This is a genomic window from Flavobacterium sp. Arc2 (genome assembly GCF_041431385.1).
Classification (GTDB): Bacteria; Bacteroidota; Bacteroidia; order Flavobacteriales; family Flavobacteriaceae; genus Flavobacterium.
This window is the reverse complement of the sequence record NZ_JASMRH010000026.1, coordinates 32,719-52,920: the sequence shown is the minus strand read 5'-3', so window position 1 is coordinate 52,920 and position 20,202 is coordinate 32,719. Positions and strand designations below refer to the sequence as shown.

Genomic DNA, 20,202 nt, shown 5'->3' with positions numbered 1-20,202 from the left:
AGAGTGTCAACGTTACTACAAAATTTGAAGAATAACAAAATTTAACAAATGGAAATATTTCATATTAGCGCAGAGTGTTATCCCGTAGCAAAAGTAGGTGGTTTAGCAGATGTTGTAGGAGCTTTGCCAAAATACCAGAATAAAGCCGGTCATCTTGCAAGAGTTGTAATTCCTTGTTATGACACAAAATTTAAAAAAGAAAATAAATTTGAATGTGTCCATTGGGGGTTTGTTAAATTGGGAAAATTCAATTTTTCATTTAATGTCCTTAAGGAGACAACAGATAAATTGGGATTTGAGTTATACCTCATTGAAATTCCCGAATTGTTCGACAGAAAAGAAGTATATGGATATGAGGATGATATCGAACGATTTTTATCTTTTCAAATAGCCACTTTAGATTGGATAATTGGCCGTGATGAAATGCCAGATGTTATTAATTGTCACGATCATCATACTGGTTTAATTCCGTTTATGATGTTGTATTGTAACAAATATAGCAAAATCCAAAATACACCTTCAATGATTACGATTCATAATGGATTGTATCAGGGGCAATTTGGATTTGATAAACTACACTATTTACCAGAATTTGATCTGTCCCACGTAAATGTATTAGAATGGGATCACTGTATTAATTCATTGGCTGTAGGTATAAAATGTGCTTGGGCAGTGACTACAGTTTCGCCTAATTATTTGAATGAGATTAATTATTCAGCAAATGGATTAGAGTCACTATTTAATATCGTACGCTACAAATCTAAAGGAATATTAAACGGAATCGATACTGAAATCTGGGATCCTTTGAAGGATAAAATGTTGGAAAAAAACTATTCTATTGAAAATTTTGAAAAGGGAAAACAACAAAATAAAGAGATATTATGTACTTTATTTAATTTAGATCCTACGAAACCACTTTTTAGTTTTATAGGGCGGTTATTAGAAGAAAAAGGAGGCGATTTGCTACCACAGGCATCGGCGTTAGCCTTGTCTGAAAATTATAAGGAAATCAATATTCTTATTTTAGGTTCTGGAAATCAAGATATAGAAAACGATTTAAATAGTCTATTGGTAGATTATAAAGGAAATTATAACACTTTTATTGGATACAACGAAGAATTAGCACATTTAATTTATGCAGGAGCTGATTTTTTATTGATGCCATCAAGGGTAGAACCATGTGGGTTGAATCAAATGTACTCGCTGCGATATGGTACAATTCCCATTGTAAGAAGAACAGGAGGATTAAAAGATACCGTAATTGATTTTGGAGATAACGGTAACGGTATCTGTCATGATCAATCTTCTATTGGAGACATTTGTTACTCTATCCAAAGGGCAGTAAACTTGTATAAAGATAAAGAACACTTAAATAAGATTAGAAAATTAGGGATGACCACAGATCATTCGTGGGAAAAAGCATGTCAAGAATATATAGAGGTTTATAATTTAATAATTAACAAAGTATGAAAGCTAACAAGAAAAACGTTATTGCAATTATTTTAGGAGGGGGCCAAGGGTCTAGATTATATCCATTGACTGAAAGTAGATCTAAGCCTGCAGTACCAATTGCAGGGAAATATAGATTAGTTGATATCCCAATCTCAAACTGTATGAATTCAGACATTAAGAGAATGTTTGTATTGACCCAATTTAACTCTGCTTCTTTAAATGCACATATAAAAAACACCTATACTTTTAATGCGTTTAGTCAAGCTTTTGTTGACATTCTTGCTGCCGAACAAACTCCTGATAATCCAACTTGGTTTCAAGGTACATCTGACGCAGTGAGACAGTGTATGCCTCACTTTTTAAATCATGAATTTGATTATGTTTTAATTCTTTCTGGAGATCAATTATACCAGATGGATTTCAATGAAATGATTGAAGAACATATCAAACAGGAAGCTGATATAACAGTTGCCACTTTACCGGTTAACGCTAAGGATGCACCAGATTTTGGAATTTTAAAATCAAATAGCGATAGTTGTGTAGAGTCATTTATTGAAAAACCGGTTAAGGAATTGTTACCAGAATGGGAGTCGGATGTAAGTGAGGAAATGAAAAGTGAAGGTAAAATTTACTTAGCTTCAATGGGAATTTATATTTTTAATAGACAGCTATTAATTGATTTAATGAAAAATCCTGATACAAAGGATTTTGGAAAAGAAATTATTCCGCAAGCTGTGGGTAAACAAAAAATACTAAGTTATCAATATGAAGGGTATTGGACTGATATAGGAAATATAGATTCATTTTTTGAAGCCAATATCGGTTTGACAGATGATATTCCTAAATTTAATTTATTTGACAATGATAATAAAATTTACACACGTCCAAGATTACTACCTCCGTCAAAATTTCACCACACTTTAGTAGAGAAATCATTAATATCTGATGGTTGTATTATTCATGCTAAAGAAATAAAAAAATCCGTTATAGGAATTCGTGCTCGAATAGGTGATGGGACTGTTATTCAAAACACCTACGTTATGGGGAATGACTATTATCAAAGTATTGATGATATGAATGAAGATAAAGCTAAAAATAATATTTTAGTAGGTATCGGTGATAACTGTTTTATTAATAATGCTTTAGTGGATAAAAACTGTAGAATAGGAAACAATGTTTATATCAATGGAGGTAAGCATTTAGAAGATGTTTTACATGAACTATACGCTATTAAAGAAGGAATTGTTGTAATTAAAAAAGGTTCTGTAATTCCAGATGGCTATAAGATAAATTAAAATCAAAAGTTTTTTTAAAGTTAATATTCTAATTTATTCCATAAGTTTAGAAACATACCAATATATATGAGCAAAGTTCTCACACATTCCCTTTTTACTGATTTTGACATTGACTTATTTAAAGCTGGAAAACATTACAGATTATATGAGAGACTTGGAGCACATCTGATTGAATTAGATGGTGTAAAGGGCGTGTATTTTGCCGTTTGGGCACCGACTGCCCATTCTGTATCTGTAGTAGGAGATTTTAATTTCTGGACTCAAGGAGAGCATTTGCTTCAGGTAAGATGGGATTCATCTGGTATATGGGAAGGGTTTATTCCCAATATCGAAAAAGGAGCTACCTATAAATATAAAATACAATCGAATAACGATGGAATAGTTACCGAAAAAGCAGATCCTTTTGCTTTTTACTGTGAAAAGCCACCACATACCGCATCTGTAGTTTGGGATCTCGATTATAAATGGGATGATACTAAATGGATGGAGAATCGTCAGGATCATAATGCGCTTGACAAACCGTACTCTGTTTATGAAGTTCATTTAGGGTCTTGGAAACGACATGTAGAAGATAATCGATTTCTGACTTATCTAGAATTTGCAGAGGATTTGGTTGCTTATGTAAAAGAAACTGGGTTTACACATGTTGAGTTTATGCCTATTATGGAGTATCCGTACGACCCTTCATGGGGATATCAGCTCGTTGGTTATTTTGCACCGACCTCCCGTTTTGGAAAACCACAAGAATTTATGGTATTGGTAGATCGACTGCATCAGGCTGGAATTGGAGTTATTCTGGACTGGGTTCCTTCTCATTTTCCAGATGATGCACATGGACTAGGATTCTTTGATGGCTCTAATCTTTTTGAACATCCAGATCGTAAAAAAGGATATCATCCAGACTGGAAAAGTCTAGTGTTTAATTATGGTCGAAATGAAGTGCGCTCCTTTTTAATTAGTAACGCCTTGTTTTGGTTGCAACATTATCATGCTGACGGACTTCGCGTGGATGCGGTAGCTTCGATGTTATACTTAGATTATTCAAGAAAAGAGGGCGAATGGGAACCTAATATTTATGGTGGACGTGAAAACCTTGATACTGTAAGTTTTTTAAAAGAATTCAATGAAGCAGTGTATTCTAATTTTGAAGGTGTCCAAACGATAGCTGAAGAAAGCACTTCGTTTCCTATGGTTTCTAGACCAACTTCCATTGGAGGATTAGGATTTGGAATGAAATGGATGATGGGTTGGATGCATGATACCTTAGAATATTTTCAAAAAGATACTGTATACAGGAAGTACCATCAAAATGATTTGACCTTCTCCTCAACCTATGCTTTTTCAGAAAATTTTATGTTGCCACTTTCTCATGATGAAGTGGTTTATGGTAAAAAATCTATACTTGGTAGAATGCCTGGTGATGAATGGCAAAAATTTGCAAATTTGCGACTGCTTTACGGTTATATGTTTACACATCCAGGTACAAAATTACTGTTTATGGGATGTGAATTTGGACAAAGTGCCGAATGGAATTTTGAGGGTACCCTTGATTGGCATTTAAATGAGTATCCTTACCATGAAGGGGTTAGAAAGCTGATAACAGATTTAAATGGGTTGTATAAAAAAGAGCCGGCGTTATATGAAAAGCAATTTAGTCCAGATGGATTCGAATGGATTAATTATTCAGACCATCAAAACGCAGTTATATCCTATGTACGAAAAGGAGAAAAGGTAAAAGATGATGTAATTGTAGTTTGTAATTTTACTCAGGTAGTTCGTGAAAATTATCGAATAGGTCTTCCAAGAAAAGGAAAGCTAAAGGAGATTTTTAATAGCGATGAAAAAAATTATGGCGGTAGCGGATTAAAGAATGCAACTAAATTAGTAATAGAAGCGACGCCATATGATGGACGCGACTATTCAATAGAACTAACATTGCCACCTTTAGGCGTAACTGTTTTTAAAATTGTATAAAAATTCACATTAGACTTGTGTACTGTTTTTTAAAATTCTTAATTGTGCAAACTCTATTGATTCATAGAATTAATAGAGTTTGTTTTTTAATAAAACCGTCACTTTTATTTTGTAAATAGAATTGTTTTTCAGGAAAGCAAATATACTTTTTTGTATGTTTGAAAATATAAAAAGGGCTTAATATAATAAGGTATAACATGATTACAAATACAGAATTAGAATTCAAAGGGGATTTATATCCATCAAAAATAGTTTCTTTTGAACAGGACGTTGATTCCATTTATTTTAATACAGACAATAGTGTAGTTTTAAAAGTTACGATATTAAGAGACAGTTTAATACGTTTTAGGTACACAACAAAAGGTTATTTTAGTAATGACTTCTCCTATGCTATTGATAAAAGTCATTTGCATGGATATAATTTTCTTGAGGTCACAGAAGAAGGGGATTATTATCAAATACAAACCAGTAAAGTAATATGTGTCATTCAAAAAATAGATATGAGAGTAGCTATTTATGATTTAAACGGAAATATATTACTTGAAGATGAACTGGGATTCCATTGGGAGGAAAGTTACGAGTATGGCGGTAATATCGTTAAAATGAGCAAGACTTCAAAAGATGGGGAGTGTTTCTATGGCCTTGGCGATAAAGCCACCCAAATGAATTTGAAAGGGAAAAGGTTAGAAAACTTTGCTACCGATCAATATGCATTTCAGAAAGATCAAGAACCTTTATACAAAGTAGTTCCCTTTTATATTGGTTTACAAAATAAACAAGCCTATGGTATTTTCTTCGACAATACATTTAGAACTTTCTTTGATTTTTGTCACGAAAGAAGAAATGTTAGCAGTTTTTGGGCAGAAGGAGGGGAGATGAATTATTACTTCATCTATGGTCCTCAAATGGAGAATGTTGTTGCTAGTTACACTGACTTGACGGGTAAGCCAGAATTACCACCATTATGGGCTTTAGGTTATCATCAATGTAAATGGAGTTATTTTCCAGAGAGTAACGTAAAAAAAATCACATCAAAATTTAGAGAATTAAAGATTCCATGCGATGCCATTTATTTAGATATTGATTACATGGACGGCTTTAGATGTTTTACGTGGAATAAAGAATATTTCCCAGATCCAAAAAGGATGGTTGCAGAATTAGCAGAAGACGGTTTTAAAACCGTTGTAATCATTGATCCAGGAATTAAAATTGACAAGGAATATTCAGTATATAAAGAGGCTTTAGAAAAAGATTATTTTTGTAAACGTGCGGATGGTCCTTATATGAAAGGTAAAGTTTGGCCGGGAGATTGTAATTTTCCTGACTATACTAATCCCGAAGTGAGAGAATGGTGGGCGGGATTATTTAAAGAACTAATATCTGAAATTGGGGTAAAAGGAGTTTGGAATGATATGAATGAGCCAGCTGTTATGGAGGTGCCAAATAAAACATTTCCTATGGATGTTCGTCATGACTATGACGGAAACCCATGTAGCCATAGAAAAGCACACAATATTTACGGTACACAGATGGCAAGAGCCACGTATCATGGAGTAAAAAGATTTGCTTATCCTAAAAGACCTTTTATAATCACAAGATCAGCTTATGCAGGAGCGCAACGCTATACTTCTTCCTGGACGGGAGATAATGTGGCTAGTTGGGAACATTTGTGGATTGCAAACATACAAGTGCAAAGAATGTCAATTTCTGGAATGGGCTTTACGGGCTCGGATATTGGTGGATTTGCAGAACAACCTTCAGGAGAATTATATGCTCGTTGGATTCAATTAGGTGTTTTTCATCCTTTTTGTAGAACACATTCTTCTGGTGATCACGGAGATCAGGAACCTTGGGCATTTGATGAAGAGGTTATTGATATTACTAGAAAATTTATTAACCTGCGTTACCAGTTGCTACCTTACCTATATACTATGTTCTGGCAATATATCGAAGAGGGAATTCCTATGCTTAAACCCTTAGTTTATTATGATCAAAGTGACATACAAACGCATTATAGAAATGACGAATTTGTTTTTGGAAACCAAATTTTAGTATGCCCTATTTTGGAACCGAATGCTTTAGGAAGAAGAATGTACATTCCTCGTGGTCAGTGGTATAATTACTGGACTAATAGCTTAGTGACTGGAGGTAAAGAAATTTGGGTAGAAACGAAATTCGATGAAATTCCAGTATTTGTAAAAGCGGGTGCTGTTATTCCAAAATATCCTATTCAACAATATGTGGGAGAATTAGAATTTGATGAATTGACCTTAGATTTATTCTATAAAGAAGGAAAAGAGAAGTCGGTTGTGTATGAAGATGCACAAGATGGCTATGATTATAAAAAAGGAAGATACAGTTTCTTGACTTTTATAGTAACAGGGAAAGAAAAAGAATTTAATATCCAATTGCATAAAGAAGGTAAATACGATACAAGTTATTCTAATTATAAGATAAACCTAATAGGATTTCCTTTTAAAGTTAAAAGCATAGAAATTGACAATGAAAAAGTTTCGTTTGATAGAGCCAAGTTTGAAGAGGATAACTACCTTATAGTAACTAAGGAATTTAATGTTTTGCATATCATTGGAGAATAAGAAAACCAAAAATGTTGCAACATTTGGTTTTAATTTTGCAAATAGGATATCTATAATTGTTGTATTTTTGTTAAAATAAAAATAGCACCATGAAAAAACATTCAATATTAGTAGGTATTTGTACTTTGGGATTATTAGTCTCTTGCGCAACTAATCCGCTTACAGGAAAGAAAACATTAAATTTTGTTTCGAATAGCGAACTCTTCCCTTCTTCCTTTGCGGAGTATGGAACTTTTTTAAAGGAAAATAAAGTAATTACAGGTACAGCTGATGCTAGAAGAGTTGAATCTGTAGGAACAAAAATAAAATTGGCAGCCGAAAAATATTTAAATTCTTTAGGGCAAAAGCAATATTTGGATGGTTATGAATGGGAATACAAGCTAGTAGATAGTAAAGATGTAAATGCTTGGTGTATGCCTGGAGGAAAGATTGTTGTTTACTCTGGAATTTTACCTGTTACTAAAGATGACGCAGGTTTAGCAACGGTAATGGGACATGAAGTGTCTCATGCGCTTGCAAATCACGGAGCACAACGTATGAGCGCTGGACAACTTCAACAAGTTATTGGTGCGGGAGTTTCTGTTGCAACTTCAGGAAAAAGTGAACAAACACAACAAATATGGAATCAAGCTTATGGAGTGGGTACTCAAGTAGGAGTGATGTTACCTTTTAGTAGAAGTCATGAAACAGAGGCTGATAAAATAGGATTAGTTTTAATGGCAATAGCGGGATATAATCCAGAAGAAGCAATTGCTTTCTGGACTAGAATGTCATCAAATTCTGATGGACAAGCGCAACCAGAGTTTCTTAGCACACACCCATCTGATGCAACCCGAATTGCTAATTTAAAAGCAATGATTCCAGAGGCTAAAGCAACTGCTGCAAAATTCGGAATGATTTATAAATAATAATTATAGATACATATTAAAGAAAAGCCAATTCATTTGAATTGGCTTTTTACGTTAGTAAAAGATCAAGTTTTCAATATTCTAGTTATTTTAGATGTTTCCTACGGAAAAATAGATAAATTCGTATAAAAATAATTCTATGATAGCATTGCAAAAAGGAGATAAAAAGTTAATAAATGCATGGGCCTTTTATGACTGGGCTAACTCTGTTTATAGTTTAGTTATTGCTACTGCAGTATTTCCCATATACTATGAAACGGTAACTAGTGATAATAACGGAATAGTTCAATTTTTAGGTTTTGAATTTAATAATTCATCACTTTTATCTTATTCTTTATCATTTTCATTTTTGATCGTGGCTTTAATGTCTCCCATCTTATCCAGTATTGCAGATTATACAGGAAATAAGAAACGATTTCTACAATTCTTTTGTTATTTAGGGTCACTATCTGTGATGAGTTTATTCTTTTTTAAAGGACAAGGCACCTTATGGATTGGAATTTTAGGGACCGTTTTAGCAAGTATTGGTTTTTGGGGAAGTATTGTTTTTTATAATTCCTATTTGCCAGAAATTGCTTTTCCTGAACAACATGATAGGGTTAGTGCAAAGGGTTTTATGTTTGGCTATGCGGGTTCTCTATTATTACTCGCTTTCAATCTTACTATGGTAATGATGCCTCAATGGTATGGAATAACTGATGGTTCTTTGCCAGCTCGTATTTCTTTCTTATCCGTAGGAATCTGGTGGATGGGTTTTGCACAAGTCACTTTTCATTACTTGCCCAATAATGTTTTTCATAAAAAACCAGAGAAAGACTATATTTTTAAAGGACTGAGAGAGCTGAAAGTAGTTTTAGATAGTTTGAAGAGCATGAAGGATTTAAAACAATTTCTAACTGCTTTTTTTCTTTATAGTATAGGTGTTCAAACTGTAATATTATTAGCAGGTCTTTTTGGGAAAAAAGAATTAGGGATTGATACCAGTAAATTGATAATTATAATTTTATTAATAAATGTGGTAGCTATATTTGGAGCTTTTTTATTTTCAAGAATATCTGAGAAAATAGGTAATATTAAAACGCTAAAAATTACAATAGTAATTTGGGGATTTATTTGTGTTGCGGCTTATTTACTGGATGCCAAAAGTGAGTACATTGATACTCAGTTTTATGTTCTTGGAGCAACGATAGGAATGGTTTTGGGAGCAATTCAGACTTTATCCCGTTCTACTTACTCCAAATTATTACCAGACACTGAAGATCACGCTACCTATTTTAGCTTTTTTGATGTAACTGAAAAAATATCGATTGTAGTAGGGACCTTTGTTTTTGGATTTGTCGCAGCAATTACAAACTCGATGAGAAATTCATTTTTCATTCTGGCGGTTTTCTTTTTACTTGGATTTATTGTTCTAAGTTTTATAAAAAAAAATAAAGAATAGATTGCAGATTTAATATTATAAGAAAGGTGTTTTTAAGAATTCTTAAAAACACCTTTCTTATTTAGTTATCTTTATTTTTGTGTTATGTCGCCAGATCCCATGACTTTAGTATCTTTTGTTTTTGGGTTTCCTTTATAGTTAATATCTCCAGAACCAGAAACGCGTGCTTTAAGATTACTTGAGCAATATACCGTTGCATCTCCTGAACCCGTAACAGAAACATCTGTATTTTGTGCCTTTAATTCAGCGGTATCGATATCTCCAGATCCCACTAATTTAGTAATTAGACTTTCAGTATTACCTTTTAGAACAAGGTCACCTGAACCATTCAAGTCGGCTTGTATTTCATTGGCATCTACTGATAGTGTTAGATCACCTGATCCCGCTAACTTAGTTTTAAATTGATTGGTTTTAATGGTGTTTTTAGTACTGACATCACCGGATCCAGATAGTGAAACAGCATTGATATTTTCAAAAGGAATAGTGATTAACATTTTCTTATTAGTGCTGATATTTATGTTTTTTTCAGTAAAAACTTTTAAAACACCTTTCTCCGTTTCGGTTTTAATGTATTGTATTAAATTTTCTTCTCCTTGAATTGTAATGTTTCCTTCTTTTCCTGAAACCAATTCAACGTCAAAAAATCCAGCTATTTTTATTTCGTCATAATCAGCTGTTATCCTTTTTTCGCTGGTTATAGTACCATTTCCTTTTATCCTGTTTTTAGAATGCCATTGAGCGTTTGTTATTGTCGTAAAAAGCAAACTGCAATACACTACTGATTTTAATAGTTTTTTCATTTGTTCTCGTTTTTTGATTATTCTATTTATCTAATGATTAAATCCTTTTTAAGTTTGTAACCGCTAAATCTTTTAGAGGTATTTGTTTCATGGTTATTTCTAAGCCATTGGTTAGTAAAATTCAAATAGAGCTTATGAGTTTATCGTTTCTTAATGTTAATGTCTTTGTTTAAATAATATTTAATTATTTGTAAATAACACATATAAAGATAGTTTTTATTATTACTTATAGATTGAGAAATGAATAATTTCTTTTTTTAGGAAAGGTGATAAAGTAATAAATTTAATACATTTTATTTAACTAACTTTAGCTTCTATAATTTCTCATTTCTTTAAAATGGCATAAAGATTGCATTTTTATAAAGCATAATAAATTATGAGGTTTAATTCAAAATTAAACAGTTGAAACCTTATATTTGTTATCTACATGAAATTTTTAATGACAAAAAGACTCAAAAATAATATGTCAAATCATAAAATACTTACTATTGACAATATGTCACTACAGGAATATGACTCAGAAGCGGAATTAATACCATTATTGACTCCAGAAGATGAGGAGGAAATGATTAATGAAGAATTACCTGATTCTTTACCTATTTTACCGTTGCGTAACATGGTTTTATTTCCAGGAGTTGTAATTCCCATTACTGCCGGTAGAGATAAATCGATTAAGCTAATTAATGACGCAAATGCGGCAGGAAAAATCATTGGGGTTGTGGCTCAAAAAGACGAGTCTGACGAAGACCCTACTAAAGAGGATATTCACACCATTGGTACTGTAGCTAGAATTTTGCGCGTTTTAAAAATGCCTGATGGGAATACAACCGTTATTCTTCAAGGGAAAAAACGTTTTGAAATTGACACTGTTACTTCCGAAGATCCTTATCTTACTGCTAATATCAAAGATTTTCCGGAAAATAGACCGGATAAATCAGACACAGAATTTTTAGCAATTCTTGAATCGATAAAAGAATTAGCAATCCAAATTATAAAAGAAAGTCCAAATATTCCGACTGAAGCAACATTTGCGATTAAGAATATTGAAAGTCAATCTTTCTTAATCAATTTTGTTACTTCAAACATGAACTTGTCTGTTAAGGAAAAACAAGATTTGTTAGCGATTAATGATTTAAAAGAAAGAGCACTAGAGACGCTTCGTTATATGAATATAGAGTTGCAAAAGCTCGAATTAAAAAACGATATCCAGTCGAAAGTTCGTTTTGATTTAGATCAACAACAAAGAGAATATTTTCTTCATCAGCAAATGAAAACGATCCAGGAAGAATTGGGTGGTTCTACGCAAGAGGAAGAGATAGATGAAATGGTGGTTAAGGCGAAGACTAAGAAATGGGATGAAAAAACCAAAAAACATTTCGAAAAAGAATTGTCTAAGATGCGCCGGATGAATCCACAGGCTCCTGATTTTGGGATTCAAAGAAATTATTTGGATTTGTTTTTAGAGTTACCGTGGAATGAGTTTTCTAAAGATAATTTTGATTTAAAACGCGCTCAAAAAATATTAGACCGCGATCATTTCGGGTTAGAAGATGTAAAGAAAAGAATGATAGAGCATTTGGCAGTTTTAAAATTGCGAAATGATATGAAATCACCCATTATCTGTTTGACAGGACCTCCAGGAGTGGGTAAAACCTCTATAGGACGTTCAGTAGCAGAAGCATTAGGTAGAGAGTATGTGCGTATTTCACTTGGTGGTTTACGTGATGAGTCTGAAATTAGAGGACATAGAAAAACCTATATAGGCGCTATGCCAGGTAGGATTATTCAAAGTTTAAAAAAGGCTGGGACATCAAATCCAGTATTTGTTTTAGATGAAATCGATAAATTATCGGTAAGTAGTCAAGGTGATCCATCATCTGCTTTGTTAGAAGTATTGGATCCCGAGCAAAACAATTCTTTCTATGATAATTTTCTGGAAATGGGTTATGACTTGTCTAAAGTGATGTTCATAGCGACTTCAAATACGATGTCATCCATTCAACCAGCATTAAGAGACCGAATGGAGATTATAAAGATGTCTGGTTATACTATCGAAGAGAAAGTAGAAATTGCCAAACAACATTTGTTTCCAAGACAATTAAAAGAGCATGGTTTGACTTCTAAAGAGTTAACGATTGGAAAAAAACAATTGGAAAAAATTGTTGAAGGATATACTCGTGAATCTGGTGTTCGTGGATTAGAAGCAAAGATTGCACAAGTAATCCGAAATGCTGCGAAATCAGTTGCGATGGAGGAAGATTACAATAAAAAAGTAACTGACGAGGATATCTTAAAAGTGCTGGGTGTTCCAAGATTAGAACGTGATAAATACGAAAGTAATGATGTTGCTGGAGTAGTTACTGGGTTAGCTTGGACAAGTGTAGGTGGCGATATTCTTTTTATCGAATCCTTGATTTCTCCGGGTAAAGGAACAATGACTATTACTGGAAATTTAGGTACGGTAATGAAAGAATCAGCAACAATTGCATTAGAATATATTAAAGCGAATGCAAGACTTATGGGTTTAAATCCTGAGATCATCTCTAAGTATAACATTCACTTACATGTACCGGAAGGTGCAACGCCTAAGGACGGACCAAGCGCAGGTATTGCCATGTTGACTTCTTTAGTTTCTGTATTTAGTCAAAAAAGAGTAAAGAAAAATATGGCAATGACAGGGGAGATTACTTTAAGAGGAAAGGTATTGCCTGTAGGTGGAATAAAAGAGAAAATCTTAGCTGCAAAAAGAGCTAATATTAAAGAGATTATTTTGTGTCATGAAAATAAAAGTGATATTGACGAAATAAAGCCAGAATATATTCAAGGTCTTACGTTTCATTATGTAAAAGAAATGAGTGAGGTTTTAAAAATTGCAATTACGGATCAGAAGGTAAAAAACGCCAAAGTCTTGTAAGTAAAAGAGTTTCAAAAATGAATTAATTCCAAAATCAAAGCCTAATCTTATTAAGCGATGATTTTGGAATTTTATTTGTTTGGAATTTGAAGATGTAAAACGAGTGTTTATTACCATTATAATTTTATCTTCGCAATTGCGTTTTATTTTACGAAAATACAGCTGTAAAACATGTTCAAAAAACTTTTATTATACGTTTTTCTTTTCTTTTGTACTGTAACTTACAGTCAAATAGGAGGTAAGTATACCTATCAGTTTTTAAATTTGGTAACATCTCCTAGGCAGGCAGCATTAGGTGGAAAAACCATTACAATCTATGACGACGATGTGAATCAGGTTAATTTTAATCCTGCAACATTAAATGTTGAAATGGACAACCATTTGGCATTAAATTACGGTAGCTATTATGGAGAAATTACCTATGGTACTGCTTCTTACGCCTATACGTATGACCGTCATTTACAAACTTTTCAGGTGGGAGTGAATTATGTAAATTATGGTAGTTTTGAAGGCTATGATGAAGCGGGGCAGTCTACGACTTCATTTACGGGTAGCGAAATTGCGCTTTCGGCAGGTTATGCCTATAATATTCCATACACGACGATACATATTGGGGCTAATGCAAAATTAATTTCTTCTACATTAGAAAGCTATAATTCATTAGGTGGGGCGATTGATCTAGGGGCTGTTTTTATTGACGAAAGAAATGACGTAAATTGGGGTTTGGTGATCAGAAATATAGGTACTCAGTTTACAAGTTACTCTGAGGTTAGGGAAAAATTACCGCTTGAAGTAATTGTGGGGGTGTCTCAAGAATTAGAACATGTACCGCTTAGATGGCATCTTACATTAGAGAATTTGCAACAATGGAATATTGCTTTTTCTAATCCTGTTCGAGCTGAATCGTCTCTTGACGGTACTTTTACAGAGGAAAAAGTGTCATTTGTAAATAATGCTTTGCGACATGTTATTTTTGGCGTGGAACTTTTTCCTCAAAAATCCTTTAATCTGAGATTAGGATATAATTTTAGAAGAGCCGAAGAATTACGAATTCTGGAACAGCGAAATTTCTCGGGCGTTTCACTTGGTTTTGGATTAAAATTCAATAAATTAAAATTTAATTACTCCTACTCAAGATATACTTTAGCAGGAAATACGAGTCTTTTTGGTTTAACAATTAACTTTCAATAATATTATTTTGAATAAAAAAATAACAATTGCAATAGATGGGTTTTCATCCACAGGGAAAAGTACTTTAGCCAAACAATTAGCCAATCATTTAGGCTATGTGTTTGTAGATACCGGTGCTATGTATCGTGCTATCACATTATTTGCAATGCAAAACAAATATATAGGAGCTGAAAATTTTGACAAAGAATCTTTAATAAAAAGTCTTCCGGCTATTCGACTACAATTCAGATACAGTCCAGAATTGGGTTTAGCTGAGATGTATATGAATGATGTCAATGTTGAAAATGAAATTAGAACCATTGAAGTTTCAAGTTTTGTAAGTAAAATAGCCACGATAGCCGAAGTGCGTGCAAAATTAGTGGAACAGCAGCAAGAAATGGGGAAAGACAAAGGAATTGTTATGGATGGTAGAGATATTGGAACCGTTGTTTTTCCTGATGCCGAACTTAAAATATTCATGACTGCGAGTGCAACTACCCGAGCACAAAGACGATACGATGAATTGAAGCAAAAAGAAGATGCCATAACTTATGAAGAGGTCCTTAAAAATGTAGAAGAAAGAGATTATATTGATACCCACAGAGATAATTCGCCATTGGTAATCGCAGAAGACGCCATCGAGATTGACAATTCGCATCTTACGCGCGAAGAACAATTTGAGATTGTATTAGGGTTGATTAATGAAGTTGCTAAAACAGAGTAATTTTTTTGTAGATATCAATTTTAATATTAGATTTACGGGCTTTTGTTATTTAAAATATAAGAATTCATTTTATGGGAATTAAAAATAGATTGACGGTAATGAGTTTTCTTCAATTCTTTGTTTGGGGAGCCTGGTTGATTACCGTTGGAAATTACTGGTTTGGAACAAAAGGATGGAGTGGTGCTGAATTTGGGGCCGTGTTTTCAACTCTGGGAATTGCGTCAATAATAATGCCTGCACTAACAGGTATTATTGCCGATAGATGGATTAATGCCGAAAAATTATACGGGATATTACATATATTAAGTGGCTTTGCTATTTTTTATATACCGCAAGTTGACAATCCTACACTTTTCTACTGGGTTATATTTTTGGCTATGATGTTTTATATGCCTACAATTTCGTTATCAAATTCAGTAGCTTACAATATATTGAAAAACAATAATTTTGATGTTGTAAAGGTTTTTCCACCTATTAGAGTATGGGGAACTGTTGGTTTTATCGCTGCGATGTGGATAACTAATCTTTCAGGTAATAAGGCGTCAGTTAATATGTTTTATATTTCTGGATTTGCTTCTTTAGTTTTAGGTATTTATTCTTTTACATTACCTAAATGTCCTGCGCAAAAACAGGTTGTGAAAAATGCGACTTGGACTGAAAAACTAGGTTTAGATGCGTTTAAGTTATTTGGAACTTATAAGATGGCATTGTTTTTTATATTTTCCATGTTTCTTGGTGGAGCATTGCAATTGACTAATATGTATGGAGATACTTATTTATCAGAATTTGCAAATACTCCTAAATATGCAGATTCTTTTGTAGCCAAATATTCTACTATTATAATGTCGATTTCTCAAATTTCTGAAACCTTATTCATTTTGGCAATTCCTTTTTTCTTGAAGCGTTTTGGGATTAAACAGGTAATGCTGATTTCAATGTTTGCTTGGGTTTTACGTTTTGGATTGTTTGCTTACGGTAATCCTGGAGATGGTTTATGGATGATTATTATGTCTTGTGTTGTCTATGGTATGGCGTTTGACTTTTTTAATATTTCAGGATCGTTGTTTATTGAAACTACTACCGACTTTAGAATTCGTTCCAGTGCGCAGGGATTGTTTATGATGATGTCTAACGGTTTTGGCGCCTTCTTTGGAGGGATTGCCAGCGGAATCGTTATCGATAATTTTTTCACTCATAATGGCGTTAGAGACTGGCATAACATCTGGCTTTCGTTTGCAGCGTATGCCTTGGTAATTGCGATTGCTTTTGCTGTGTTGTTTAAACACAAACATCATGCAGAAGATGTTGTTGCTGTAACTCATTAATAATCAAACAATTTTTATAAATATAGTACCCGATGTGTCATAAGCATCGGGTTATTTGTTTCTTAGAAGTTCTATGTCAAAGATATGAGCCCTGATGGAGCCGATATCCTCGTAATGAAATGGAGAGATAAAGGCGAGAGCAGGAGGGAACTCGATTAGAATGTACTGTGTTTATGCTCCTGAAAAACAGTTGTTTATATTAATTTAGTGTTAAATTAGTATTCGTCGCTCTTTAAATGAGTATCGGGGTGTCATTTATTTTGTAGTTAAATAAAAAAGTATTAATTTTGCACACCTTTTGGTGAGTAAGAGTTTCCTTTGGGTATCAATTAATTATACAAACAACTTCTGTTGTTTTCTGTCACATTAAGAAACTCGAGAGAATACAGAATACAAATTTTTATCAGCATGTCTGAACAAGTACAATCACAAGAAGAGTTTTTAGCAAATTTTAACTGGCATAACTTTGAAGAAGGTATTGATCCAGTTAATCAAGAAAACTTAAAAGAATTCGAAGAATTAGTTACAAAAACATTTATTTCTACTGATCAAGAAGAAGTAGTTGATGGAACTGTTGTTAGAATTACAGATAGAGACGTTATCGTTGATATCAACGCAAAATCGGAAGGTGTTATTTCTTTAAACGAATTCCGTTACAACCCAGCATTAAAAGTAGGTGATACTGTTGAAGTATTAATCGACATCCGTGAAGACAAAACTGGACAACTAGTTTTATCTCATAGAAAAGCACGTACTATCAAATCATGGGATAGAGTTATTTCTGCAAATGAAACAGGAGAAATCGTTAATGGTTTTGTAAAATGCAGAACTAAAGGTGGTATGATCGTTGACGTTTTCGGAATTGAAGCGTTTTTACCAGGATCTCAAATTGATGTTAAACCAATTAGAGATTACGATGTTTACGTAAACAAAACAATGGAATTCAAAGTTGTGAAAATCAACCACGAATTTAAAAACGTTGTTGTATCTCACAAAGCGCTTATTGAAGCGGATATTGAAGTACAGAAAAAAGAGATCATCGGTCAATTACAAAAAGGACAAGTATTAGAAGGTGTTGTTAAAAACATTACTTCTTATGGTGTCTTTATTGATTTAGGTGGTGTTGATGGATTGATTCACATTACTGACCTTTCTTGGTCAAGAATCAACCACCCATCTGAAGTTCTTGAATTAGATCAAAAATTAAACGTTGTAATCCTTGATTTCGATGATGAGAAAACAAGAATTCAATTAGGATTGAAACAATTAAACGCTCATCCTTGGGATGCTCTAGATGCTAAATTAGCAATTGGAGATAAAGTAAAAGGTAAAGTAGTTGTAATCGCTGATTACGGTGCTTTCATCGAAGTTGCTGAAGGTGTTGAAGGTTTAATCCACGTTTCTGAAATGTCTTGGTCTACTCATTTACGTTCTGCTCAAGATTTCGTAAAAGTAGGTGATGTTGTTGAAGCTGTTATCTTAACATTAGATAGAGATGACCGTAAAATGTCATTAGGTATCAAACAATTATCTCAAGATCCTTGGACTGATATTACTTCTAAATACCCAGTAGGTTCTAAACATTCTGGTATCGTTAGAAACTTTACAAACTTTGGTATCTTCGTAGAACTTGAAGAAGGAATTGATGGATTAATTTACATCTCTGACTTATCTTGGACTAAGAAAATCAAACATCCATCTGAATTTGTAAATGTTGGAGAGAAACTTGATGTAGTAGTATTAGAATTAGATGTTGACGGACGTAAATTATCTTTAGGTCACAAACAAACTACTCCTAATCCTTGGGATCAATACGAAGGTTCATTTGCTGTTGGAACTGTCCACACAGGTGAAATCGCTGAGATTGTTGACAAAGGAGCTACTGTAGAATTTGGAGATGATATCGTTGCTTTCATTCCTACTCGTCACCTTGAAAAAGAAGATGGTAAGAAATTGAAAAAAGGAGAATCTGCTGATTTCAAAGTAATCGAATTCAACAAAGAATTCAAAAGAGTAGTTGCATCTCACACTGCTATCTTCCGTGAAGAAGAAGAGAAAAATGTGAAAGCAGTTACTGAAAATAATTCATCTGCATCTACAAACAATGCATCTGCTTCAACTTTAGGAGATAGCAATGATGTTCTTGCAGCATTGAAAGCTAAAATGGAAAAAACAGAGAAAAAATAATTCTCAATCTTTCTTATAATAGTAAAGCCCCACAGTGATGTGGGGCTTTTTTTTGTTGAAAGTTAAATTTTGAAATAAAATACTTATATTTAAATCTTAAAAAATATAACATGGAAGAAAATTTTACAGAAATGGTCTCAAAAAAGAATTTTGAATTATCAGAAGAATCGCAAGGATTTTTAAAGGAAATAGCCAAATGGGCCTATTTTTTGTCTATTTTAGGATTTGTAATGATGGGTTTAATGGTGGTGTTAGCGCTTTTTATTGGCACAATTTTTTCAAAGCTAACTAGTATGAGTGGCACGATGAATCCGATGATGGGGGTGGGCACAGGATTTTTTTCTGCGATATACCTACTTATTGCTTTATTGTATTTTTTTCCAATCTATTATTTGTTTCAATTTTCGTCTAAAATAAAGATTGCTTTTAGGGATGATGACAACGAGCAGCTAAATGCTTCCTTTAAATATTTGAAGTCGCATTATAAATTCATTGGAATAATGGCATTAATTTTTGCTTGTTTTTATGGTTTTATTATTTTTATGGGCTTAATTGTAGGTCTTTTTTCTGCTTTCTGAATATAATTTTCAAAAAAACATATAACCTCCGCTTCTTTTTTTAAGAATCGGAGGTTTTTTTGTAAAAATAAATACTGTGTAACTTGTTAATATATAGGTGTAATTAAATTATTTTTAATTTTATTTAGTTATTCTAAAACCATAACTGCTTTTGTGGCGTAAATACTTTTATATAACTTAATAAATAGATTTATGAAAACTAGAAAATTTTTATCAGTGGCCTTTATGGCATTAGTATTTGGAGCAACATCATTTGCTCAAAAAACAGTAATGGTTGGTGGGGCAGCAATGTATCCTTCAAAAAACATTATCGAAAATGCGGTTAATTCAAAAGACCATACGACATTAGTAGCAGTAGTTAAAGCAGCTGGTTTAGTAGAAACATTACAAGGAAAAGGGCCTTTTACTGTTTTTGCTCCTACAAATGCAGCTTTTGATAAACTACCAATGGGAACAGTAGAAACATTATTGAAACCTGAAAATGTAAAAATGTTACAAACTATTCTTACTTATCATGTAGTAGCTGGGAAAATGAATTCTGCTGATATCGCTAAAGCAATTAAAGCAGGAAATGGAAAAGCTAAATTGAAAACAGTTAGTGGTGGAACTTTGACTGCATGGATGAAAGGTAAAAAAATATACATTACAGATGAAAATGGTACTATGTCGCAAATTACTATTGCTGATGTGAATCAATCAAATGGTGTTATTCACGTTGTGGATGCAGTTGTTTTGCCAAAAAAATAATTTCAATTAAGAGGTTAGATTTGTTTGTTGATTTAAAAGTCTCGCATATGTGCGAGACTTTTTTATACAAAAAAATCCCAATTCTAATTT

The 20,202-nt window shown here is 33.1% G+C and carries 14 protein-coding genes; 13 read left to right on the top strand and 1 reads right to left on the bottom strand.

What is annotated here, in order from left to right; genetic code table 11:
- Positions 1-48 precede the first annotated feature (48 nt).
- The 6 genes from QO182_RS16195 to QO182_RS16170 all read left to right on the top strand — a co-directional run bounded on the left by QO182_RS16195 (position 49) and on the right by QO182_RS16170 (position 9,667).
- Entirely contained in the window at positions 49-1,470 is a 1,422-nt protein-coding gene (locus QO182_RS16195) for a glycogen synthase (protein ID WP_371562763.1), read from the top strand.
- Positions 1,467-2,747, top strand: a complete 1,281-nt coding sequence (locus tag QO182_RS16190; protein ID WP_371536900.1) for a glucose-1-phosphate adenylyltransferase — start codon at positions 1,467-1,469, stop codon at positions 2,745-2,747. Before QO182_RS16195 ends, QO182_RS16190 begins: the two co-directional genes overlap by 4 nt.
- 66 nt (positions 2,748-2,813) lie before the next feature.
- On the top strand, positions 2,814-4,721 hold the full coding sequence (gene glgB, locus QO182_RS16185) for a 1,4-alpha-glucan branching protein GlgB (RefSeq protein WP_371562761.1): 1,908 nt from the start codon (positions 2,814-2,816) through the stop codon (positions 4,719-4,721).
- Positions 4,722-4,918: 197 nt separating this feature from the next.
- Complete coding sequence (locus QO182_RS16180; RefSeq protein WP_371562758.1) at positions 4,919-7,318, top strand: glycoside hydrolase family 31 protein; 2,400 nt, start codon at positions 4,919-4,921, stop codon at positions 7,316-7,318.
- A gap of 89 nt (positions 7,319-7,407) precedes the next feature.
- Positions 7,408-8,226 carry a M48 family metallopeptidase gene (locus QO182_RS16175; protein WP_371536892.1) on the top strand — a complete coding sequence of 273 codons (819 nt, stop codon included), beginning with the start codon at positions 7,408-7,410 and terminating at the stop codon, positions 8,224-8,226.
- A 139-nt stretch (positions 8,227-8,365) separates the two neighbouring features.
- Positions 8,366-9,667 (top strand): MFS transporter, encoded by a 1,302-nt coding sequence (locus QO182_RS16170; protein ID WP_371562755.1) that lies wholly within the window; start codon positions 8,366-8,368, stop codon positions 9,665-9,667.
- A 71-nt stretch (positions 9,668-9,738) separates the two neighbouring features.
- On the opposite strand, the gene QO182_RS16165 is transcribed toward QO182_RS16170, so the two are convergent.
- Entirely contained in the window at positions 9,739-10,467 is a 729-nt protein-coding gene (locus tag QO182_RS16165) for a head GIN domain-containing protein (protein ID WP_371562752.1), read from the bottom strand.
- A 463-nt stretch (positions 10,468-10,930) separates the two neighbouring features.
- Here QO182_RS16165 and lon point away from each other — a divergent pair, with 463 nt between their 5' ends.
- From lon to QO182_RS16130, 7 genes are all read left to right on the top strand, one after another.
- Positions 10,931-13,381, top strand: a complete 2,451-nt coding sequence (lon, locus tag QO182_RS16160; protein ID WP_371562779.1) for an endopeptidase La — start codon at positions 10,931-10,933, stop codon at positions 13,379-13,381.
- Positions 13,382-13,552: 171 nt separating this feature from the next.
- Positions 13,553-14,572: a type IX secretion system protein PorQ gene (gene porQ / locus QO182_RS16155; protein ID WP_371536881.1), complete on the top strand. Its 1,020-nt coding sequence runs from the start codon at positions 13,553-13,555 to the stop codon at positions 14,570-14,572.
- A 7-nt stretch (positions 14,573-14,579) separates the two neighbouring features.
- On the top strand, positions 14,580-15,275 hold the full coding sequence (cmk, locus tag QO182_RS16150; RefSeq protein WP_371562749.1) for a (d)CMP kinase: 696 nt from the start codon (positions 14,580-14,582) through the stop codon (positions 15,273-15,275).
- Between the two features lie 71 nt (positions 15,276-15,346).
- Positions 15,347-16,600, top strand: a complete 1,254-nt coding sequence (locus QO182_RS16145; protein ID WP_371536876.1) for a nucleoside permease — start codon at positions 15,347-15,349, stop codon at positions 16,598-16,600.
- A 408-nt stretch (positions 16,601-17,008) separates the two neighbouring features.
- Complete coding sequence (rpsA, locus tag QO182_RS16140; protein WP_371536874.1) at positions 17,009-18,787, top strand: 30S ribosomal protein S1; 1,779 nt, start codon at positions 17,009-17,011, stop codon at positions 18,785-18,787.
- Positions 18,788-18,897: 110 nt separating this feature from the next.
- Entirely contained in the window at positions 18,898-19,365 is a 468-nt protein-coding gene (locus QO182_RS16135; RefSeq protein WP_371562746.1) for a hypothetical protein, read from the top strand.
- A gap of 192 nt (positions 19,366-19,557) precedes the next feature.
- A complete protein-coding gene (locus QO182_RS16130) occupies positions 19,558-20,112 on the top strand; it encodes a fasciclin domain-containing protein (RefSeq protein ID WP_371562743.1) in 555 nt (184 codons plus the stop codon).
- The last annotated feature ends 90 nt before the right edge of the window (positions 20,113-20,202 follow it).